Below are 20,510 nucleotides of genomic sequence, written 5' to 3'. Positions count from 1 at the left end.
AGAGGATGAAGGAGTGTAATCTCTTTTGCTTCTCTTTTCCGCCACACCACCGTATCGCCTCCTCCCTCACACTACCCAGCTACGAAAAAAAGATTGCCTCTCCGTCATCAACGATGACCTTGAGGCAATCTTTTTTCAAACCATCCGATTTAGTTACTTTCCTTGCTTCTCCAGCAAGTTCAGAATGATTGTTACTGCTTCGGCCCGGGACGCTACCTGGTTAGGTGCGAAACGATTTTGTCCTATCCCATTCACAATGCCCGCTTCTGCTGCTGCTGCAATATATGGCACTGCCCATGCGGGTACATCCTTAGCATCATTGAAGGTTAAGGTCGCTTTTGGATCTACTGTAATACCCAGAGCCCTAACAACCATAACTGCTAATTCAGTGCGAGTAAGCTCCTGCGTAGGACGGAAGGTACCATCATCATAGCCGCTGATAATTTGCAAAGCTACTGCCTGAGCTACAAAAGACTTAGCCCATGCCGGAATCTTCGCTGAATCTTTAAAGCTTGAAGTACTACCACTGTCTGGCAATTGCAGGGCACGAGCCAGCATAGTGATAAATTCAACCCGATTTACTTTCTGATTAGGACGGAAAGTATTATCCGGATAACCGCTAACGAAGCCCCCTGCTGCTGCTTTCTCAATAGCCGCTGCTGCCCAATGGCTGCCAGTATCCGTCAATGATGGTTTGACTACTGGTGTTGCGGTTGGTGTAGGCACCGTTGTTGGTGCTGGTGTAGCTGTTGGTGCTACTGTTGGCGTTGGCGTTGCTGTCGGTTTTGTTGTTGCCACTGGTCCTGTTGATGATCCTGTTGTTGGTGCTGTCGTTGGCGCCGTTGTCGGTTCCGTTGTCGGCGCTGTTGTTGGTTCCGTTGTCGGCGTTGTTGTCGGTTCTGGTGTTGGGTTTACTTCAGGATCTGCTTCCTTAATAATACCGAACTCTTCCAGAACGTATGGTTTAGCATCATTAATATTCTGATCGATCTCATAAGATACAGCTGTTAATTTACCAGCATCTACAGTAATACCTACAAAGGTCTGAACTTGACCGCGTTTGGGACGCGTAGCATCACTTGGGTCCGGTCCGTATTTAGCTGCTGTATTCTCATTTGCTACTTCGAAGAGATTATAATACGCATCTCCCAATTCTGGTTTCATGTTCTTGTAGTAAACCTTCGCTCCCGCTGTAGCCGGGATCAGATAGATCGTTCCATCTGGATTTACTGTGTACTCTACAGTTTGACCATTGAAGCTTTCCTTGATCTTCACTGTGTCTGCCGCAGTTCCATCAGCTTTAATTGGCTTGGTCCGGGCATAAATATGGTCGTGGCCTTGAAGAACCAAGTCAATGCCCAGTTCAGCCATCATTGGAGCAACCTTCGCTCTTTCTCCATTTGTACCCATAATGTCTTTGTCAGTAGCATGGTTAGAGGTTGTGTATGGACCTTTATGCATAGCTACGATAATCCATTTCGCACCAGCAGCTTTCGCTGCTTTTACGTCAGCCTTCATCCAATCCAACTGTGCTTGACTGAAGTTAGCAAATTCATCGGAATTCTCATTTGTATTCAGGACTACAAAGTGAGCATTGCTGTAGTCATAGGAATAATAAGCTCCTGTTTCTGTTGCGGAGCCCGGTGCTTCCTTAATATTGTAGTGCTCATAGAAGGCATTTGCCTTATCCTCATGATTCCCTGCTACTGGCACGATTGTCGTGTTAAGTAGGGTGTCTTGCGAATGACCAAGCAGCCAATTCCATTGGGATTCATTAGTTCCGGTATCCACGATATCTCCGTTAATCGCCACAAACTCAGCATTCGGGAACGTCGTAAGTGCTTTTGCCATCGTTTCACCGGAAAGAATCGCTTCATCTTCGGTCTTAGCCTGTGTATCAGCCAAATCGATAAAAGTAAATGCTCCTGTCTTAGCGGCAGTTTCAAAAGTTCCCACTGCACTCCACAGGCCTAGTGCTTTATCCCCTACACGGAAGTAGTATTTTGTATCAGCTTTCAGGCCCGAAGCTTCCGCTTTATGAACTAATTCATCCTTTGAATTTCTGGAAACCGCCGAACGTCCTGTAAACTCAGCAGCCTTAGCAAAGTCTGGAGTAACGCCCGTATTTTCTACAACCTGCAGATCATTTCCAGTAGACTTCAACGCTGTGTACCAAGTGAAGCCTTTTGCACTCACTGGGTCACCATTAAAGGTAACTGTAACTTTTTTAATCGAATCCGTTGAAGCGATAGCAGCTTCTGAATTTGTTCTTTCACTTACAGCTTTGATAACAAATTGATAGGTTTGGTTTGGATTAGTATTTTCTACAGTGTAAGTATAAGAGGCTTTACCTTCTTCATTAGGAACACTGACCGTCCAATTTGCCGATACCAGATCATTTTGCTCATAAATACGATATCCAGACACTGGTGCACCGGAAGCTGGCGCATCCCAAGTCAACGTTATTTTACCACCATCTGCTGCAGTAGCCTTTGCATTTTGCACAGGTTTAACTGCTACTTCCGATTTATGAATGCTGTAGTTATCATACAAATCTGTAGAACCACCAGTTGTTGTGGTGTAGGCTTCGTAAGAAAGCTCATCATTCGTTACCGTCATCCCCGTGAACATTTCCTTACCAGGCTGTCCGTATTTAGCTGCAAAAGGGAATGTTCCTGAAGCTACGTTGTATTTCTTATTGCCCGCTGCATTTGTAATCAGATATAAAGTACCTTTAGGATCAGTTACTACTCCGTTTGAGTCCGGAACAATATCCGTCAATGGCTTGTTGTTGTACATTTGATAGCTTCTAGCAAAGGTGTGGTCATGCCCGCCAATTACCATGTCAATGCCAAGCTCATCAAACACCTTCGTTAATTGCGCTCTGTAAAAGAGTACATCTGTATCATTGGTGTGATTGGCAACGGAATAAGGAGATTTATGCAGAAGCACAACCTTCCATTTCTGATTGCTTTTTGCCGCTTCGCTACGAAGCCACTCCACTTGTTTATTGTAAATTTCGTTATTCTCAAGATTTGAGCTTGCACCATAATATTCTGTATTAATTACCATAAAGTGTGCTGAACCGTAGTCAAAAGAATATACAGAACCATCAGGTTTCGCACCTGTATTCGATACGTTCGGCAAATTAAAATGAGAGCTATAATTGCTATAGTTTTTACTTTCATGGTTGCCTACCAAAGGAACCAACGGAATATTCGCTAAAATATCCTTAGGCTTATTGAAAAACCATCCCCATTGCTCCTCAATATCACCGTTATCCACCAAATCACCAGAATTCAGGATAAACTCACTTTCCGGGAATTTAGCTAATCCTTCTTGAAGGGTATGATTCCAGATATCAAAATCTTCTTCAGTTGTTCCTTGGGAATCCGTTGTATATAAGAATTTATAAGCCTGATTACTGGAGCCTTCTGTCTTAAAAGTTCCTACGTCGCTCCAGTTATCAGCTTGTCCATCCCCAGCACGGTAAGCATATTCCGTTCCCGGCTGCAGATGATCCGCTATTACCTTATGGCTGGTTAGCACAACTGGTTTTTTAGCTGATTTATCCGCTTTTGTCATATACACACTAGTTGTAACGGATGTCCCTTCATAAGATTGAGCGCCTGCCGCAGGAAACTGGCCATTCTCCAATTTAGAAGCTTCTACTACTTCCAGTTTGGTGCCAGTCACACTTTCAGGTGCATACCAGTTGAATCCCATACTAGTCTGCGGGTTGCCATTAAAAGTAATTGCGATAGAATCAGGCTTCCCAACTCCAGGTTCTACTGTCTCCACTACAGGATAAGCAATCAGGCTCATATCCCAATAAAGGTCAGAGCTAGTGTCGCCCGTCTGGTGAACTTCAGCTGAAAGCTCATTACTTCCATCCTTCAGATTGGCTTTTACGATTTCCGTTAGATCAACCTTTGTATACTCATTTGGATCACTGCCATTAGTTGTACTAAGTGTCTGATAGTCGATTTCACCAGCTGGCATAGCCTCGCGGTAGATTTCTTCACCATTCAGATACAGCACTACTCCGTCATCAAATGCAAAATTACCTAATACTTTATCCGATTTCGTAATTTCTTCCTTATTCACAGTTACATTTGTCCGGAAATAGGAAGTACGATATTTCTTCTTTTTATCCGTGCCGTAGCTTATGTTTGTATTCAGAGCACCAAATTGCTTGCTGCTGACTCCGGCCCCAGAATCTTTATAACCAAGCGGCGCTTGGCCTGATGCCCATGTAGAATCATCGTAAACAGACCGCCATACCGAACCTTGATCCGTTCCGTTATCTAGATATTTCCATGTAGAATTGCCCGCCAGTAGTGTAATTGGCTCTAGCGTTTGTAATTGCAGTAATCCAGCATCCTCATTGCTGTCTTCTGCAAAAGCTGGCATTCCTGTAAATGTAAGTCCCAGTACCATAACAAAGGCTAGTGTCATGGATACTGCTTGTTTTAATAACCTGTTCATAATCAGTCTCCCTTACTGTTATTATGAAATGCTTGCATCCATTCATAGTAACTACTAAATATTTTCACAATGTACGGATTGATCCACTAGTTTGTAAAAACGGCTTGTGTATTTAATCAGGCAAAAGTGGTTACAGTAACGGCAAGGTTATGATCAAGGAGGACAAACATGGACGATACTCAGGCTTTTGTAGACAAAGTACACGACACCCAGAAGAAAGCAGAAAAGAACAAACAGAATCACGGTAAAGGAACACCAAGCCAAAAGCTGCCTAATAAACAGCACAGTAAATAGAACACGCAGACACGAAAACAAAAAAAGCAGCAAGCCCTCCCGGATCGGAGTGACTTGCTGCTTTACTTTTTGTAAATTGAGCTTTGCTTTTAAAGGAGTTATTTACTCCATTTCACCACATTCACTGCTACCTTCTCTAATTGCGCCTTGCTCAAAGCCTTGTCTGGAGAACTAATCGTCACAAAACGATCATCCAGTTTATAGGTCAAAAACAATGAATCGCTGGTAGGGCTGTACCACTTAGCTTCTGTACCATTGGAAAGCTTTACGGTATCGCCTTTGTAATCATAGGAGTAGTCACGTGGAGAAACGTTCACCCTCATATGGTCGAACAAAAAGTACACTCCATCTTCAGAGCTAGCTGCTTTTTGAAAAGCGTCTCCACTCACCATTTGTGCTGGTGCATAAACCGTTTTAAACCCATCGAAATTTGCAAAAGCTTTAGAAATTTGTTCTTTTTGAGCGTTGCTGTACTGTACTGGTGTTAATGTATCTTTATCCGGCACCACAGTTCCAGTACCCAGAATGACCTGATTCGCTGCCGCATCAAAAGTCACTGGCACCTTCAACACATCAGCCAAGGCACGTACAGGAAGATAGGTTGTATTGTTATAAGTAATCGGAGCTAATGTGTTACCTTTATTATCAACAGGCGTATAAGCTGCACCATTCACTTTAAATCCAATGCTGTGATTGAGGTATGCTGTGATTTTTTGCAGCTTAGTTCCTGCGTACACACCAGCCGAACCTGTAATTGCCATCCCAAATACCATCGTTGCTATAATGAACTTTTTACTTTTCATATGTTATGCCTCCTTAGAAGATCAATCTTGGTTTTTACTTTAGCTCAAGTTTTAAAGGAATATGTCTCTAAGTTGTATTTAACTTGTACCCAATTTGTAAAGAAACTATTCATCTGGAGCTCTGGTTTGTATAAGAAAAACAGCAACCCGCTTATCCCATAAGGATTTAACGGATTGCTGAGGGCTTTAACCTTGATACGGAGTTGTAACCTTATACACTTCTGAATATAAAATTTCTCTATAAAGTTGGAATTCTTCTTCATCAACAGGGTTAGGGTAAGTCATAATTAAGAGTGGTAAATCTTCATTTCCTTCACGCAAAGGAGGCTGCACATAATCGTAAGGGTTCAAATGAAAGCCCAGCCGCTCATAAAAGCCGATTCTCCGCTGCTCCATTTCACCCAGTGGCCGCTCAACTTCCAAAAGGACAGGCTTGTTAGATAGACTGATGTATTCAGTCATCAGCTTTTTGCCAATTCCTCCACCTCTGATGCTCGGGTCGACTGCTATATGTTCTACAAAACGAAAACCGGGAAACTCCCAGCAGGCCATAAAAGCAACAATTTTACCCTCAGAATTCATCTCGGTAATGAGACGATAATCTGGAACGTCCAATAACTCCTGTTGTCCCTCAAAGGTTCTGATCTCAGAAGTAGGAAATGAGGCTTCCATAATAGCGAATATTTCATCAAAAGTTGTGTGATTCATAACATAAGTTCTCACTTTCTGGATTTGTGGTCTATTATAAGTTTACCTTACACATATTATCTTAACCCGAAATTCATTAAGAACTCAAGGTACTAGTACCTGGTACTAGGATAACGTGATATACTAAATAGAACAGTTATACACATCTTGTTTGATATAGGAGAGGTTCATATTGGATAATCAGCAATGGATCGCACCTGAGTTCTACAATCTCACTTCGGAAATGGAAAGCCATGCTCCTGAGAAGATTGCGCTTAAGTGGTTAAATGAACAAGGAGATTATGAGGAAATTACTTACGGTGAATTACGCAAACAAGCTAACCGGCTGGCCGGAGGACTTGCGAAGCTTGGGCTGCAACAAGGGGATCGTATTCTTGTTATGGTTCCACGCCGCATCATCGCTTATGTCATCTATTTAGCTTGTCTGAAACAAGGACTTGCCATCATTCCATCCTCAGAAATGCTGCGTGCCAAAGATTTATCCTACCGCCTGCGCCATTCTGAAGCCAGAGCCGTTATTGCTTGGTCCGAAGTAACCGGGGAAGTGAATAAAATCTCAGAGGATCTTCCTGCTCTCGATTACCGTCTTTCCGTATCTGGCAGCTCAGACGAACTCGGTGAAGGCTGGCTGGATCTAGAAAGTCTGATGGTTGGACAACCAGATACCTTTACAGCAGTCGCAAGCCGCCGGGATGATATGGCTATTCTCGCTTACACCTCAGGTACTACCGGCAACCCTAAAGCGGTCGTTCATAGTCATGGCTGGGGTTATGCTCACTTGCGGATCACCTCACCTCAATGGCTGGATATTCAAGGATCTGACACCGTCTGGGCAACAGCAGCTCCCGGCTGGCAAAAATGGATCTGGAGTCCCTTCTTAACCGTTCTTGGCAACGGAGCTACAGGTTTTGTATATAGTGGATCCTTTCATCCCAAAAAATATTTGCAGCTATTGCAGGATCACAAAATTCAAGTATTATGCTGCACCCCAACGGAATATCGTCTAATGGCTAAAACAGAAGACTTAGGTCGTTACGACTTGTCTACCCTGCGATGTGCAGTATCTGCCGGAGAGCCATTAAATCAAGAGGTTATTAACACCTTTCAGCGTGAATTCGATATCACGATCCGTGATGGGTACGGCCAGACGGAAAGCACCCTAATTATCGGAACACTCAAAGATACTCCAATACGCATTGGTTCTATGGGTAAATCAATCGCACCCGGCTTAGTCGAGGTTGTGGACGAAGACGGCAAGCCACTGCCTGCTGGAGTGGTTGGTGATATTGCCGTACATTTGAGTATGCCAGCCCTGTTCCACACCTACTACAAAGATCCCGGCAGAAAAGAAAGCTCCACACACGGCGAATTCTTCATAACCGGCGACCGGGCAAAGAAAGATGAAGATGGTTATTTCTGGTTCGAGGGTCGTGGGGATGACATCATCATTAGCTCAGGTTATACTATCGGTCCTTTCGAGGTAGAAGAAGCATTGATGAAGCATGCCTCCGTCAAGGAATGTGCGGTCGTAGCCAGTCCTGACGAGATCCGTGGGCACATTGTTAAAGCATTTATCGTGCTCAAGGATGAGATTGTTGGTTCACCAGAGCTTGTAAAAGAGCTGCAATCCCATGTTAAAGAGTGGACAGCCCCTTATAAATATCCGCGCAAAATCGAGTTTATTCAGGATCTTCCGAAGACGACCTCCGGTAAAATACGGCGAGTAGAGCTTCGTGAGCAAGAGAACCAAGCTGCGCAGGAATAAACATAGCCATAAAATTCACCTTATTAAAAAATAAAGAGCAGCTAGTCCATAAATGGACTGCTGCTCTTTGTTTATTTGGCATCAGGCCGTTACTCGGACCAATATTTCGCATCCGGGTTCAGCGCCGCACCAACTTCGCCTTCTAATACTAAATCGCAATCGAGGTAGCCCTCTTCATCCAGGAAATAAACCTCCTGCTTGTAGAACTCGCATAAGGTCTCCAGGAATTTATCAGGCGAATCATACATCACAATTAAATCGCCGAAATCATGGAGCAGGTCACATACCTGTTCCACACCCTCAGCAGACTTATAATAACAAATGAAATCACTGCCATAGTTCGTTAAGATAGGCAAGATAATTCCATCAGGATGTTGACCTTTTTCCTCCAATATCCCAGCTAATACCTTCATCTCCTCTTCATATTCATCCATATGAATCAGGCGGTACCCTGGAATAAATTCGATAAGGCTTGGTTCCTCTTCCTCACTGCTTGTCCCTGAGACAGTGCTATAAATAGCTTTCAGCAGTTCAGGAGTCTCCGGCAAAACAGCCGTAATCTTTGCTTCGTTACCACCCTTGCCCAAGCTGGCAATATAATCAGGGCGTAATTCTGCGGACAGCTTAAGGTATTCTTGAAATTGTTCTGTCAATTTATTGGTGTGCATATTGTCATCCTTTACTTATTTGCGGAAGTCCACATCTTCATCAGCCACGTATCGAAGTCAGCGCCTTTTTCACCTTCATAAGCGTCGTACACGTCAACTCTCATCTTCTTCAGCTTCTCTTTGAAGTCCTCGTAAGAATGATCTCTTGGCAGGCTCTTTTTAATTCTCAGCAGGATCTTGGATACGCCTTTAACTAGTTCAGGCTTGTTCTTCGATGGCACCTTAACGTCTTCACCAAAAGCCTTCAGCTTAAGGTAAGCAGCTTCTTGAACTGTATATACAGGATCGCTCTCCATTAAACGCGTCAGGATATCGATAATTTGTTTGTGGTTGGTCTGTCCCAGCTCTTCAACTGCTTCTAGACGCGCTCTCCAATCCGCAGAGCGGTTGGCAGCTTTCTTTAATTCCTCATAATTCTCCGGTAGTTCATTGTTCAGTTCTTCGATCATTCCGTTCAATCCCCTTCTATTAAAAACTATCTATCTTACAGTAACAGTATAACCAACCATTGCGCAAGCTAAGAGAGGAAGATCTTTGCATGAATTCATGTGAATATCATATTTCCGCAAAAATATGGGTAAAGTATCCGGAGTAAGTCCCCAGCGCAACATTCTATCGACTATATACGTTAGTAACTAGAGAAATTCAGACAATACATCAAGGAGAGTGACCTAAGTTGAAAAAGCATACCTTCATGCTAGCGTTAACCATTGTACTAAGTGTGGTGCTTGGCGCCTGTTCCAGCAACAACAGTAACAATGGGGCTGCCATTGAAACGAATCTAACTGCAAAAGAAATGGTCGATCAAATGCTGAGCAAAGTAGAGCAGCCATCTTTAATGGAGCTTGATGCGGCTACAGTTGAACAGCTATATCATCTGAACCCAGAATTGCTTGAAGATTATAGCATTAGAATGCCTATGATGAATGTGAAGACTAACGAAATTGCGGTTCTGAAAGTTAAAGATGTAAAAGATATGACTACTGTTGAGGATGCCATCAAAGCGCGTGCAACAGATGTTCAAAAACAATTCGAAACCTATCTGCCTGATCAATACGAAAATGCCAAGAACTATAAACTTATTAAAAAGGGTAACTATTTCCTGTTCGTTATTGCTGATCCTGCGGATCAAGATAAACTCGTAGCAGACTTCGATACTTACTTCACAGAAAAATAAATAACCATGGTATTCAGCAGCCTACTTTTCCTATTCCTATTCCTGCCGGCTGTCCTAGCGCTCTATTATGTTTCGCCCTGGCGAATCAAAAACCTCATATTGTTTTTAAGCAGCCTGGTTTTTTATGCTTGGGGCGAACCTGTCTACATTGTAATCATGTTGCTGTCCACCATTACAGATTACAGCTTTGGTCTACTGCTCAGCAGACCAAAGCTGACTGCGGTGCAGCGCAAGTGGATTGTGGTTAGTTCCGTCATTATTAATCTAGGCTTATTGTCGTATTTTAAATACGCAGATTTTCTCATCCAAAATATAAATGGACTCCTCGGTACACATATTCCTTTAACGGATTTACCTTTACCTATTGGGATTTCATTTTATACTTTTCAATCCATGTCCTACATTATTGACGTCTATAGAGGAACTACGAAAGCACAACGCAATTGGATTGATTTCGGTACATTTGTAGCCCTGTTTCCACAGTTAGTAGCAGGTCCGATTGTTCAATATAACACCATTGCCGGGCAACTACGTGAACGTACGGTCGATATCCCCATGTTCGCAGAAGGTGTACGGAGATTCATAATCGGATTAGCCAAAAAAGTACTGCTCGCCAACAACATCGGTCTGCTCTGGCACACCATATCCAGCTCCAATCTAGATTCCCTGCCTGCTTTTACCGCTTGGCTTGGGATTATTGCGTTTGCTTTTCAGATCTATTTTGACTTCAGCGGGTATTCGGATATGGCTATTGGTCTCGGTCTCATGTTCGGCTTCCGCTTTAACGAGAACTTCAACAAACCTTATATCTCTCAGAGTATTACTGACTTTTGGCGGAGATGGCATATTTCCCTTAGCAGTTGGTTTCGTGACTATGTCTACATCCCGCTTGGAGGCAACCGCCAGGGGTTAGGCGTTCAAGTGCGCAACATCCTCATCGTATGGCTGCTCACGGGTATCTGGCACGGGGCCAGCTGGAATTTTCTGCTCTGGGGATTATACTTCGGGGTCATTCTTATCTTTGAAAAATGGTGGGGATTAAAGCTATTAAGCCGCCTCCCCCGTTGGACAAGACATTTATATGCTGTAGTACTTATACTCATCGGATGGGTCTTATTCGCTTTTGAAGAACTTCCTCTGGTCATTGGCTACTTACAAGCGATGCTTGGCTTTAATGGACAGCCGTTATGGAATAACACCACTTTATACTTCACTTACACGAACGCGATTCTACTCGTGGTGTTAACCTTTGCCTCTACACCTGTGAAGCTCTCCAAGCGGATGGATCCTAGATCGGTTCCTGCTCTTGTTTGGTATGGCGTATTATTTTTCCTATCTGTTGCCTACTTAGTAGATGCAACCTTTAATCCATTTTTATATTTCCGGTTCTAACCATTAGGGGGTGATTGTTTATGAAGCAGAAGACGGATCGAATCCTGGTTGGAGGATTTGTTGCAACGTTATTTCTGGTCGCTATCCTCTTTTTCTTACTGCCTGTTCAGCGTTTCTCTGAGCTTGAGAACCGGTATTTGCAAAAAGCCCCCCATCTGACATGGGACAATTTATTATCCCACACCTATGCGGAAGAGGCCGAAAGCTTTGTAACTGATCATTTTCCATTTCGGGACAAATGGGTATGGGTGAAATCGGCGGTGGAACAGATGAGGCTGCAGCAAGAGAATAACGGAATCTATAAAGGAAAAGACGGCTATCTTTTCGAAAAATTCGCAGCACCTGATTACACTAAAGTTCAGCAATATGCAGCAGCTGTGAAACGCTTTGCCGATAACAATCCTGATGCAAACACCACTTTCTTACTCGCACCGACATCGGTTGGCTTGTACAAGGAACGTCTCCCCTGGTTAGCTCCTGTCTACTCGCAAGCTGAGGTGAATCAAACAATAGCTAAGGATGTAGGAGATAGCCTTACTTTTATAAATGGATTTGATGTTCTTAGCCCACATGCCGCAGAACCCATTTACTATCGGACCGACCATCACTGGACAACCTACGGTGCCTACTTAGCTTATGTAGCCTATGCTCAAAGCATGGGCTGGCAGCCTCTGTCCCAGAGCGAATACCAGATTCAGACTGTGAGTAATTCATTTCTCGGAAGCTATCATACCCGGGGGCAATTTATCGGGGTCACACCTGATTCCATTCAAATGTACAAACCTAATCATGAGGTATCCACCCAAATGTACATTCAAGATACCGGTGAGACTTTAACAAGTATGTATGACCTAAGTTATCTGGAGAAAAAGGATAAGTACTCTTATTTCTTAGGGGGCGTACATGCGCTCATGAAAATCACCAGCCAGCTTGATCCAACAACGGTCAAACAGAAAAAACTGCTCGTCATCAAGGACTCTTATGCACATAGCGTTATTCCTTTCCTGACTCAGCATGTGCCTGAAATCCATGTGATCGATATCCGTTATTATAATGGAAACATCAGTGATTATATGGCTCAAAATGATATCAAGGATGTCTTGCTGCTTTTTAATACGGCTACTTTTATTGATAATGCGGCGCTATTGAAGTTAAATTAATGATATTGCGATGGATGCGGTGAAAAGATCTTTAATAGGTGTTGTGCGTAACTGCGGGAATGTTGGACTTTCGGTCGCTGTTGTCTCCAGATGTTTTTGATTTTACCGCTATCAGCGGATAACATCCGGAGACAGCTTATGCTTCCGATGCGAGCTTTCCTTCGGAAAGCTTTCAGGCGAACGCTAACGCTCCTACAGTTCCAAAATTCCCTCCTTAACTTCAAACCAAATACTAAAACTAATATATGAGTCCTCTAATTTGGACTCGTATTTCAGATCATTTTTGCCAAGAATCTCCGCGACGATGGACAGACCAAGTCCAGTACCGGAGATTTCTTTATTTCGAGACTCTTCAATTACATAGAATGGGTCCCAGATATACGCTAAATGCTCCGTTTTCAGGCGAGTGGTTTTATTGGAGATCGTAAATTTTAATGTACGAGTAGTGTCACTCCCTAGTTTTATTTCAAAAAAATCCTCTTCACCATATTTAATGGCATTACTAATTAAGTTGTTGAATACTATCTCGATTTGGCTGATATCTTCTTCAACGATTGAGGATTCAAGCGAATGAAAGTCGCTCATTAAGGTTATGTTTTTATTTTTTAACGTAATATTATAATGTGAGATCACTTTTAGCAGAAGCTCTTTAAGATCAAAAGGCTCTTTATGCACTTCTGACTTCTGGATCTTGGACAATTTAATTAAATAATCCACCATATCCGACGTATACTTCACTTGCTCCAAAATGATATCCGGATACGTGCCATCATCCAGACCGTCCTGAATGCCAATCGTATAGGCTTGGATTAAGGATAATGGTGTTTTCACTTCATGCGAAATGCTTGAGATAAGGGTATTTAAACTTTGATTTTTCTCCTCTAATTTGGCATGGGTGCTCTTTAGACGCTGACTCATCTGATTGATGCTTTTCGAGAGCTCTTCGATTTCATCCCCCGTTTGAATCGTCACTTGTTTAAAATCGAGATTGGATATATCCTTCGCGACATCCTGTAATTGCTCTAACGGTGTAATGATCTTTTTTGAAAAATAAGCCACTAACAGCAAACTGATAATAATCCCCAGTAGAATGGAGTAAAAGCTGAATTGATTTACGAGGGTCAAGGCATCTGTATTGTGCACAACCACAGTTCCTATGAGGATTAGACTGCTATCCTGCTCGTATATTCTCGTTAACAGACTCGATTTCAATTTGCCCTGATTAAATAAAAGATTAACCGTGCCGCCTTGTTTTACTTTTTGTAATACCTCATCTGTGATCCAAAATTTATTAAGTGCCACCTTATCTTTAAACAACGCAAATTGAATATTTTCGTTAATTTCTGCTGTACTTCCACTGTTTTCAACCCTAACAATCGTTACGTTATTATTGTTCTCGATCCTGCTTTCATCTTCCATGAGTTGATCCAAACGGAGATCCTTTACTTCGTCATAAATGGTGTTGATCTTGGTTTTCATTTTGTATAGGTAATAATCTGCTGAGAAATAGTTGTGCAGGAAATAAGACGTACCAAAAACAATCAGCAAAATAATGCTCACCATGATCAATAACTTCGTACTTATTTTATGAATTTTTATCATGGAAGCTGTACCCCATTCCCCTATGCGTGATCACGTGGTCAGCCCCAATTTTATCGCGCAGCCTCTTAATATGCGTATCTACCGTTCTTTCTTCGCCCAGATAATCCATTCCCCAAACCGCAGACAATAAGGCATCTCTGGATAAAATACGTCCTTTATGCTCATACAGGAAGGTTAGCAATTCAAATTCTTTTTTATATAACGCCAGTTCGGCCCCATTCTTGTACACTTTCTTCCGCTCAAAATCGATTTCTAAATCCCTAATCGCAGCCACTTTTTCAGTGCCTAGCATTTTTTTAATTCTAAGCATCAAAACCCTTGGGTCGAATGGTTTTCTTATATATTCATCTGCCCCTATATCCAAGGCACTGAATTCATCATCATGGGAAGACCTTGCGGTCAGCATTACAACTTTAGCCAAACTAACCTTCTTGATTTCATTACAAACCTCAAGCCCGCTTCGCTTAGGCATCATCCAATCCAGCACTACAAGATCGATCCTATTCGAAAAAAAGAGCTCAAGCGCCTCTTCACCGTCCGCTGCTGTCCAAACGTTATAGCCTTCTTTTTCAAAATAAGTCTTCAATATAGTGGTCATATGTTTCTCATCATCCGCAATTAAAATATTCAAAGTAGATTCTCCTTCCTATAATTATCAGAAGAAAAAGGCGAAATCCTTTACAGGTTTCACCTTTTCATATATTTTCATGCTACGTTATTGCAACTTCTCTACACCTAATCCCTTCGTCAGTACGTTCCATATCGGGTTATCGACCGTCTTTCGATCAGGCTGTTCACCCTTCTCTATCGCTTCCCAATACTCCCAGGTTGGTGGCTCAGTGCCAAGTTCATAATCCATGCCATCCCAAGTATCCTCCCGGAACGCATAAAACGCCCAGTGCCAGCCGTAATCAGCAAAAATCGAGATTAAATCAGCCAAGTATTGATCTGCACCTTTTACAAGCCGGTTCGTGCCAAATTCTTCAGCGACAATACGATTAGCAGGGATGTTATTTTTTTCTGCCCACTGTGCGATAGGTTCTAGAAAATCCTTTAAGGCTTTCTTATTGAATGCTTTTTCCGTCTTCTCCTCACCTACTTTAACTGTTCCAGGATATTCATAGGTTAAGCCTTTTTTCTTATTTTGGCTGGTGAGTTCGTAGGGTTCGTACATATGAAAAGCATATAATACATTCGCATCATCGATGGGTTTCAAATATTTAAAGGCCCATGGTGTAGCATACAGACCAGAATTGACGATAATAGGGGTTTCCGTATCTACGGTTCGAATCGCTGTCACAATAGTCTCATATAAAAGATTCAAATCCGCCGGAGTATTCTCCACTGAGCTATACCATTCGTTGTAATCCTCTGTCCAGAAATCATTAAATCCAGTAGCTTGTTCAGGATGTGGCTCATTAATCAGATTATAGCCGACCACCGCAGGATGATCTTTTAATCTTTCCGCAAGATCCTTCCAAAACGTTGCCGCTTGTTCATGATAACTGAAATCCTTCCAGATTCGATCATCATTTGTATAATCATTAAACTGTCGCCACCGATCTCCGGGCAGACTAAGGACTGTAAGCACTACTTTTGAACCCCGCGCCTCGGCTGCATCCAAGTCTGCTTTTAACGCTGTAAAATCATCCTCAACAAGCCCCTCGTATTTATCTGCATTCCCTATTAAAAAGTCTTTATCTGGATTGGCATCCGGTTGATCGTTAAACAGGAAATCACTATCTTTTGCCCATTTATCTGGCGCAAGTCGAATGAACTCTATATTATTTTCTTTCGCTGCATCATAATTTTCGGGTATAGATTTGGAATTCATGAAATTTGTTCCTTTACGCTGTTGATCCCAGAAAGCGATCTTCTCATTGACCTCTTTCTTTACCTCCTTCTCCGGTTCAAGATTTGCTTGTGGTGTTGCTGCACTGCATCCTACGACTGCCAACAAAATCAATACGATAAATCCTTTAAACTTCTTCATTCTCTCACCTCGTAACCTATCGTAGCCAATCTCTGTTACAAGAGTGTCACAAGACATACCTAAAAGGACTGCCCTAAGGATGTCGGCAGACATTCTAGGACAGCCCGATCATATTCATAGAATATAAAATAAATGCTTACTGATTAGTACTTCGACGGGAATGTGACTCCGCATAGGCATCATGACGAAAGTTCAGAATAGGATCTTCAGAGCATTCAATGCCGGCAGGTACAACTGTCGGATCAAAGACGTACTCTTGAGCCTTCTCGTCTGCCACGCCGGTGATCGACAAATGGCCTACAACAATCCGTTCCCGGTCTTCAGGCCAAGCAGACGTCGGGTCATCCGTAGGATCTCCCTCCTGTCCGAGGATTACTGTCAATTGAAACGCCACAGGACCTTTGGACAGTCTCTCGATTAGTTCATCCTCCAAATAATCGGGAGATCGATTCTCCACCTCTTCCTGGGCCAGAAAGTGCAGACCCGCTTCCGGTTCACACTCATATTTAATAGCCCGCCGCTCGCCAGCAGCATTGGTGAAGTAATAGGCATGAATGGAATGATAAAGGTTGGTTGCAAAACTGAGTGGCGGTTGCAGCATTTTCACGGCTTGAAGCCCAGCCCGGCTTTCCGAATACTTCTCCATGACGGCTTTGAATTTGTCTGCAATGGTCGCTCCCTCAAACGAATTTTCTTTAATTGTACGTAAGATATTAATAAAGGATTGCGGTGTTTTGGCAAAAAAGATCGGCAATGTAATTGTCACCAAACTTGTCACGCCCCCATCAGGCAATACAAACTGAACCGCCATTCCTTTTGCAGGCGAAAAAACATCAGGGATGGACGGATTAGTCGAGCTATTGGAGAAGCGTACGAGAGCTTGCACCTCTTGATTTTGCAAATGTGCAGCTGTTGTTAAAGGACCCGCTTGGCCGTTAGGGGTGAACACCGCCTGGTAGACAACACCTTTGGCGTGCGCGCGTCGATAACCCGGATATTTGCCTGCTACCTCCTCAATGGAGTTTACCGCTTCTTCTGCGAGTTCAGACGACACTAATTTATTATTGTTCATTTTCGTTCACCTCTTTGTAATTTATCAGGAAGGAAAAGGGGACAAAGCCCCCTTTTCTAGTTATTTAGCTTTGTGATGCGTCAAGCAAGTCGTTCCAGGCCTTCGTAATTCGCTGTCCGCGCCAAATATCTCTGACCGTGGCATCGGGATAAGCACTGTACCAGCCGGATGCAGTGATCTGATGGTTAGCGATGAAGTCTTTCGCTTCCGAAGATTCAATTCCCGGAAAATCCTTCACTTCATTAAACATGTTATTCAACAACTCTGGAATTTCAGTTCCAAAATCATCGATATAACTATCCCAATCTCCATCATAAGCCGTCGCAAACAACAGCCGCGTGTCGTTATCAAAGATTACGAAGCGCATGTCGTGAACGGTCGCGATCTTCGCCATCGTTTCGGCTTGTCTCGATGCACTTTTTTTCAGCTTCTCACGGAGACGATCCGCCCCACCTTCTTTAAGCGGCGCAATGATGGTAAGCTCAGATATTTCACCTTCCCGCAGGCCGGCACGTCCAGCGCTTGTAATCGGATTAGTCTGATCTTGTCCTTCTAACATGTTTATTCCTCCTTAGATGTATGTTGATCCAACTCTGCCATCCACCGCAATGCAGTCATGCTGGGAACAAAGAAATACTCCCCGCCTTTGGTAATTGAAAAACTTGGAATTTCTTTCATCCGGTGGCGAATAGGTTTGTCCGGAATGGTAAACATCCCTTCCCCCTCATTCTTACCGGTAATAGGGTCTTTCTCGGTTGACATGCCCGCGAAATTGCCTCCATTTAACCAATCGGTCTTGATAAACTCGAATTGGCGGGACAATGAGCTGCATATACCTGCAAAAATAAGGCCTCTATCCTGACCATCATCCTCCATTACACCTTTTGGCAGTATAGGGCCATACATCGTTGACCGCCGGAGCAACCGGTGAATGTTCACATTAACAACCGAATCCTGCAAGCTGTCTCGGGGAAATGCACGACGGATATGCGAGCTTACCGGACATTTCAACCCTTTATGATCATCCCCATACGTAAATGCGTTCCGTCGGCTGACATCTTCGCCCAGTGCCGGATCATCTGCTTCAGGAGCCAGACTTAAAGGGGCTCCGCTCGGCCATCTTCCTACCATTTTAGCGGCCAAAAGTTCTTCCTCTTCCCGGTTATCCGCATGCTCCCGCAAATAACGACGGAAAGTCGCGACCCTCATATGCAATTTGCGGAAACTGAGGTAACTTCCATTGTGGCCAAGTTCTGCCGGCTGTGGTCCCTGTGTTATAGTGCCGGATTCATTTAAATGCCCGAACAGGAATTCACCGGCTTTAATCTCCGCTTCCTGCCCCACCGCATTGGGTATATGGTTTCCTTCGATTCTCGGATTGCTGATTCCATCCATGAAGCCCAGATGAGTACGTCCGTCAGGATTCATTCCGACATCCAGCTGGTAAACGACGGATACACCATTCAGTTCGCAGTGGATTCGACGGGCTGCTTCTTCTGCTTGAAGCAGCGCTTCTTTGGTAGGCGCGAACAGAGCAAGCGCCACATCGACTTTGTCAGTACCCAGCGGGTCTTCCCAGTGCTCCGGGCTGCTTTCGTTTACATCCCCTAGCTTAGCTGCCCGGGCAGCCATGCCCTCCCGGAACTCCAGGTCGAAGCTGTTGAGTGACTCCTTGGGAATCCCCAGCTTCTGGAGTCCTTGATAGGTAAAACCAACGTTGACCCAAGCACCTTCGTGAGGATTATTCCACTGTCCGGCCGACGTCACTTCGTCGAGAAGCCGCTTCAGCATCACTTTCCCGTCCTGTTGATGATCGATAGACAGCAATACATAGGTTCCTACGTAGGGGGTAGGCCGTTCTTGTAAGACGATTCCTTGAATGTCATCATAATTCAGTTCTTCCGTTTCTGTACCTATGACGCTCACTCCTCCCTCGTCTTAAAGTTGTTTTCATAATATTAAAAACGGGTATTCTCTCATCCGTCTCTCGATCTAATTAAACTTAGCCCTAAATGGTTAATCAGGTTAACAGTCCTCCCCAACTAGACAATAACGGTACATTGTCTAAAAAATAGACACATCGTTAGATTTGTCTAAAATCGAGACAAAAAAAGAGATATTCCAAAACCGGACCGGCTTTAGAACATCTCTTATCTTCGACTAACCTCACAAATCATATTCATAGTTATCAAACTTGCCATCTGATGCGAAGACATATTCGCAGATGTTCTCACCCCATCTAGCTATAACACTAAAGACGCGGCCCGAAGTGGGAATATCACTGGTGGATGCTGGAGGGTTCACAAATTCATATTTCCCTTCGACGAGTGTTACAGGAACTTCTACAATTGGAAGCTGCGATTCATCAAAGCTCTCAGTTAGATAGGCCATCTTTACTGTGACTTCACTCGGTGCGTAATCTCCAAAGTCGACCTGCAGTTTCTCCCCTGGTTTCAAACGATGCAGCCCCGTTAGAAGCGTAGGTTCACTATGCCAAGCCGTATAGTAAAAGGAAGCCCGATCATAGTCCGCTCCATTCCAGCTCGTCTTTAGAATGACATAATTCTCTATAGCATCTGTACTATTCTCATGTGTAATGATAAGGGGCGACGGTTCAGCAGGACTTTTGAAAGAGCTCTCGGATTTACTCATTATTCCTCCGCGTTCCCCAAGCACCACCGCACCAATGATAACTACTGCCAACAGCATCAATGAAATCAATAATATCCTTTTAGACTTATTCCTATATTTGATAATAGCTCCCGCCTTTCCTTAAACTTCTAACCCTTCTTTCATTTAACACTTGATCATCAAGCCATGCAAGTAGGTAGCTGATGAATTATATAGCAAATCCAAGAGTTAACTCTCCTTCTATCATATTCTATTTCTAGGAGGTGAATATAAGATGACCATTCAGTTTGTAGATTTAAGACTATCCAACCAAGCTGCTTCGGATGCTACACCAGCAGTTATTCCACTAGCGGCGACTCCCCTTGTTTTTGGGGATATTGGTATTCAGACCGCAGGCGTGTCGGCTGAGAATCAAGGCAATGTCCGCGTACTTTTGACCGGATTTCTAAAAGTAGAAAACAATCCTCTTTTCAATACCAATACCGTTAATGTTCGCAGAAACGGAACGATCATTTTCACCACGACATTTGGGGTTGCGATCAGCAGAGAAAATGAAGCTTTCGGTTTTACAGCAGTAGATATTCCACCACCAGCGGCTGTCGCAACAGGTCAAATTCAGTACACAGCAGAGATCTTCACAAATGCAGCTGCAACAGATCCCTTTAATAATGTCCAAGCCAGAAACTTTAGTGGCGTTGCAGCTGCGGGTAACTCCTAACATGAACATGTAGTGGGTGAGGGAGCGAATTGCCCCTTT

The 20,510-nt window shown here is 43.5% G+C and carries 18 protein-coding genes; 6 read left to right on the top strand and 12 right to left on the bottom strand.

The annotated features are described in order from the left end of the window. Window positions 1–153: 153 nt before the first annotated feature. A complete protein-coding gene (locus NYE58_RS04460) occupies window positions 154–4,488 on the bottom strand; it encodes an S-layer homology domain-containing protein (RefSeq protein ID WP_341001201.1) in 4,335 nt (1,444 codons plus the stop codon). Window positions 4,489–4,656: 168 nt separating this feature from the next. Between NYE58_RS04460 and NYE58_RS04455 the strand changes: the two genes are divergently transcribed. Beyond that, a complete protein-coding gene (locus NYE58_RS04455; protein ID WP_051491363.1) occupies window positions 4,657–4,782 on the top strand; it encodes a DUF4023 domain-containing protein in 126 nt (41 codons plus the stop codon). Between the two features lie 98 nt (window positions 4,783–4,880). Here NYE58_RS04455 and NYE58_RS04450 read toward each other — a convergent pair whose 3' ends face one another. Both NYE58_RS04450 and NYE58_RS04445 read right to left on the bottom strand, forming a co-directional pair. Then, window positions 4,881–5,585, bottom strand: a complete 705-nt coding sequence (locus NYE58_RS04450) for a hypothetical protein (RefSeq protein ID WP_076130101.1) — start codon at window positions 5,583–5,585, stop codon at window positions 4,881–4,883. Window positions 5,586–5,771: 186 nt separating this feature from the next. Then, the gene (locus NYE58_RS04445) at window positions 5,772–6,293 is read right to left on the bottom strand and encodes a GNAT family N-acetyltransferase (RefSeq protein WP_036684918.1); all 522 of its coding nucleotides are present in this window, start codon (window positions 6,291–6,293) and stop codon (window positions 5,772–5,774) included. A 169-nt stretch (window positions 6,294–6,462) separates the two neighbouring features. Between NYE58_RS04445 and mbcS the strand changes: the two genes are divergently transcribed. Beyond that, window positions 6,463–8,058 (top strand): acyl-CoA synthetase MbcS, encoded by a 1,596-nt coding sequence (mbcS, locus tag NYE58_RS04440; protein WP_076276998.1) that lies wholly within the window; start codon window positions 6,463–6,465, stop codon window positions 8,056–8,058. Window positions 8,059–8,147: 89 nt separating this feature from the next. On the opposite strand, the gene NYE58_RS04435 is transcribed toward mbcS, so the two are convergent. Continuing rightward, window positions 8,148–8,726, bottom strand: coding sequence for an SMI1/KNR4 family protein (locus tag NYE58_RS04435; RefSeq protein ID WP_076185078.1), 579 nt, complete (start codon window positions 8,724–8,726; stop codon window positions 8,148–8,150). Between the two features lie 11 nt (window positions 8,727–8,737). Next, a complete protein-coding gene (locus NYE58_RS04430) occupies window positions 8,738–9,175 on the bottom strand; it encodes a HEAT repeat domain-containing protein (RefSeq protein ID WP_036684913.1) in 438 nt (145 codons plus the stop codon). Between the two features lie 227 nt (window positions 9,176–9,402). Here NYE58_RS04430 and NYE58_RS04425 point away from each other — a divergent pair, with 227 nt between their 5' ends. The 3 genes from NYE58_RS04425 to NYE58_RS04415 are packed head-to-tail and all read left to right on the top strand — an operon-like array spanning window position 9,403 to window position 12,455. Further along, window positions 9,403–9,903 (top strand): DUF4358 domain-containing protein, encoded by a 501-nt coding sequence (locus NYE58_RS04425; RefSeq protein ID WP_036684911.1) that lies wholly within the window; start codon window positions 9,403–9,405, stop codon window positions 9,901–9,903. A 6-nt stretch (window positions 9,904–9,909) separates the two neighbouring features. After that, window positions 9,910–11,295: an MBOAT family O-acyltransferase gene (locus NYE58_RS04420; protein ID WP_076276997.1), complete on the top strand. Its 1,386-nt coding sequence runs from the start codon at window positions 9,910–9,912 to the stop codon at window positions 11,293–11,295. 20 nt (window positions 11,296–11,315) lie between these two features. Continuing rightward, complete coding sequence (locus tag NYE58_RS04415) at window positions 11,316–12,455, top strand: DHHW family protein (RefSeq protein ID WP_076276996.1); 1,140 nt, start codon at window positions 11,316–11,318, stop codon at window positions 12,453–12,455. Window positions 12,456–12,647: 192 nt separating this feature from the next. Here the strand turns inward: NYE58_RS04415 and NYE58_RS04410 are convergent, their stop codons facing one another. The 7 genes from NYE58_RS04410 to NYE58_RS04380 form a co-directional block, all read right to left on the bottom strand. Then, window positions 12,648–14,057, bottom strand: a complete 1,410-nt coding sequence (locus tag NYE58_RS04410; protein WP_081387520.1) for a sensor histidine kinase — start codon at window positions 14,055–14,057, stop codon at window positions 12,648–12,650. Then, entirely contained in the window at window positions 14,041–14,688 is a 648-nt protein-coding gene (locus NYE58_RS04405) for a response regulator transcription factor (protein WP_076276995.1), read from the bottom strand. Before NYE58_RS04405 ends, NYE58_RS04410 begins: the two co-directional genes overlap by 17 nt. An 84-nt stretch (window positions 14,689–14,772) precedes the next feature. Further along, window positions 14,773–16,050, bottom strand: coding sequence for a glycoside hydrolase family 5 protein (locus NYE58_RS04400; protein WP_076219448.1), 1,278 nt, complete (start codon window positions 16,048–16,050; stop codon window positions 14,773–14,775). A 136-nt stretch (window positions 16,051–16,186) separates the two neighbouring features. Next, window positions 16,187–17,122 (bottom strand): catalase family peroxidase, encoded by a 936-nt coding sequence (locus tag NYE58_RS04395; RefSeq protein ID WP_076219449.1) that lies wholly within the window; start codon window positions 17,120–17,122, stop codon window positions 16,187–16,189. A gap of 64 nt (window positions 17,123–17,186) precedes the next feature. Then, window positions 17,187–17,681, bottom strand: coding sequence for a hypothetical protein (locus NYE58_RS04390; protein ID WP_111502622.1), 495 nt, complete (start codon window positions 17,679–17,681; stop codon window positions 17,187–17,189). Window positions 17,682–17,683: 2 nt separating this feature from the next. Next, the gene (locus tag NYE58_RS04385; protein ID WP_081387519.1) at window positions 17,684–19,048 is read right to left on the bottom strand and encodes a Dyp-type peroxidase; all 1,365 of its coding nucleotides are present in this window, start codon (window positions 19,046–19,048) and stop codon (window positions 17,684–17,686) included. A gap of 240 nt (window positions 19,049–19,288) precedes the next feature. After that, on the bottom strand, window positions 19,289–19,825 hold the full coding sequence (locus tag NYE58_RS04380; RefSeq protein WP_139330126.1) for a hypothetical protein: 537 nt from the start codon (window positions 19,823–19,825) through the stop codon (window positions 19,289–19,291). A 202-nt stretch (window positions 19,826–20,027) separates the two neighbouring features. On the opposite strand from NYE58_RS04380, the gene NYE58_RS04375 reads away from it, so the two are divergent. Continuing rightward, on the top strand, window positions 20,028–20,471 hold the full coding sequence (locus NYE58_RS04375) for a hypothetical protein (protein WP_036684901.1): 444 nt from the start codon (window positions 20,028–20,030) through the stop codon (window positions 20,469–20,471). The last annotated feature ends 39 nt before the right edge of the window (window positions 20,472–20,510 follow it).

It is taken from the genome of Paenibacillus sp. FSL L8-0708 (assembly GCF_038009325.1).
Lineage (GTDB): Bacteria > Bacillota > Bacilli > Paenibacillales > Paenibacillaceae > Paenibacillus_AQ > Paenibacillus_AQ odorifer.
The sequence above is the reverse complement of the archived record's forward strand: the minus strand, read 5'-3'. Positions and strand labels throughout refer to the sequence as shown.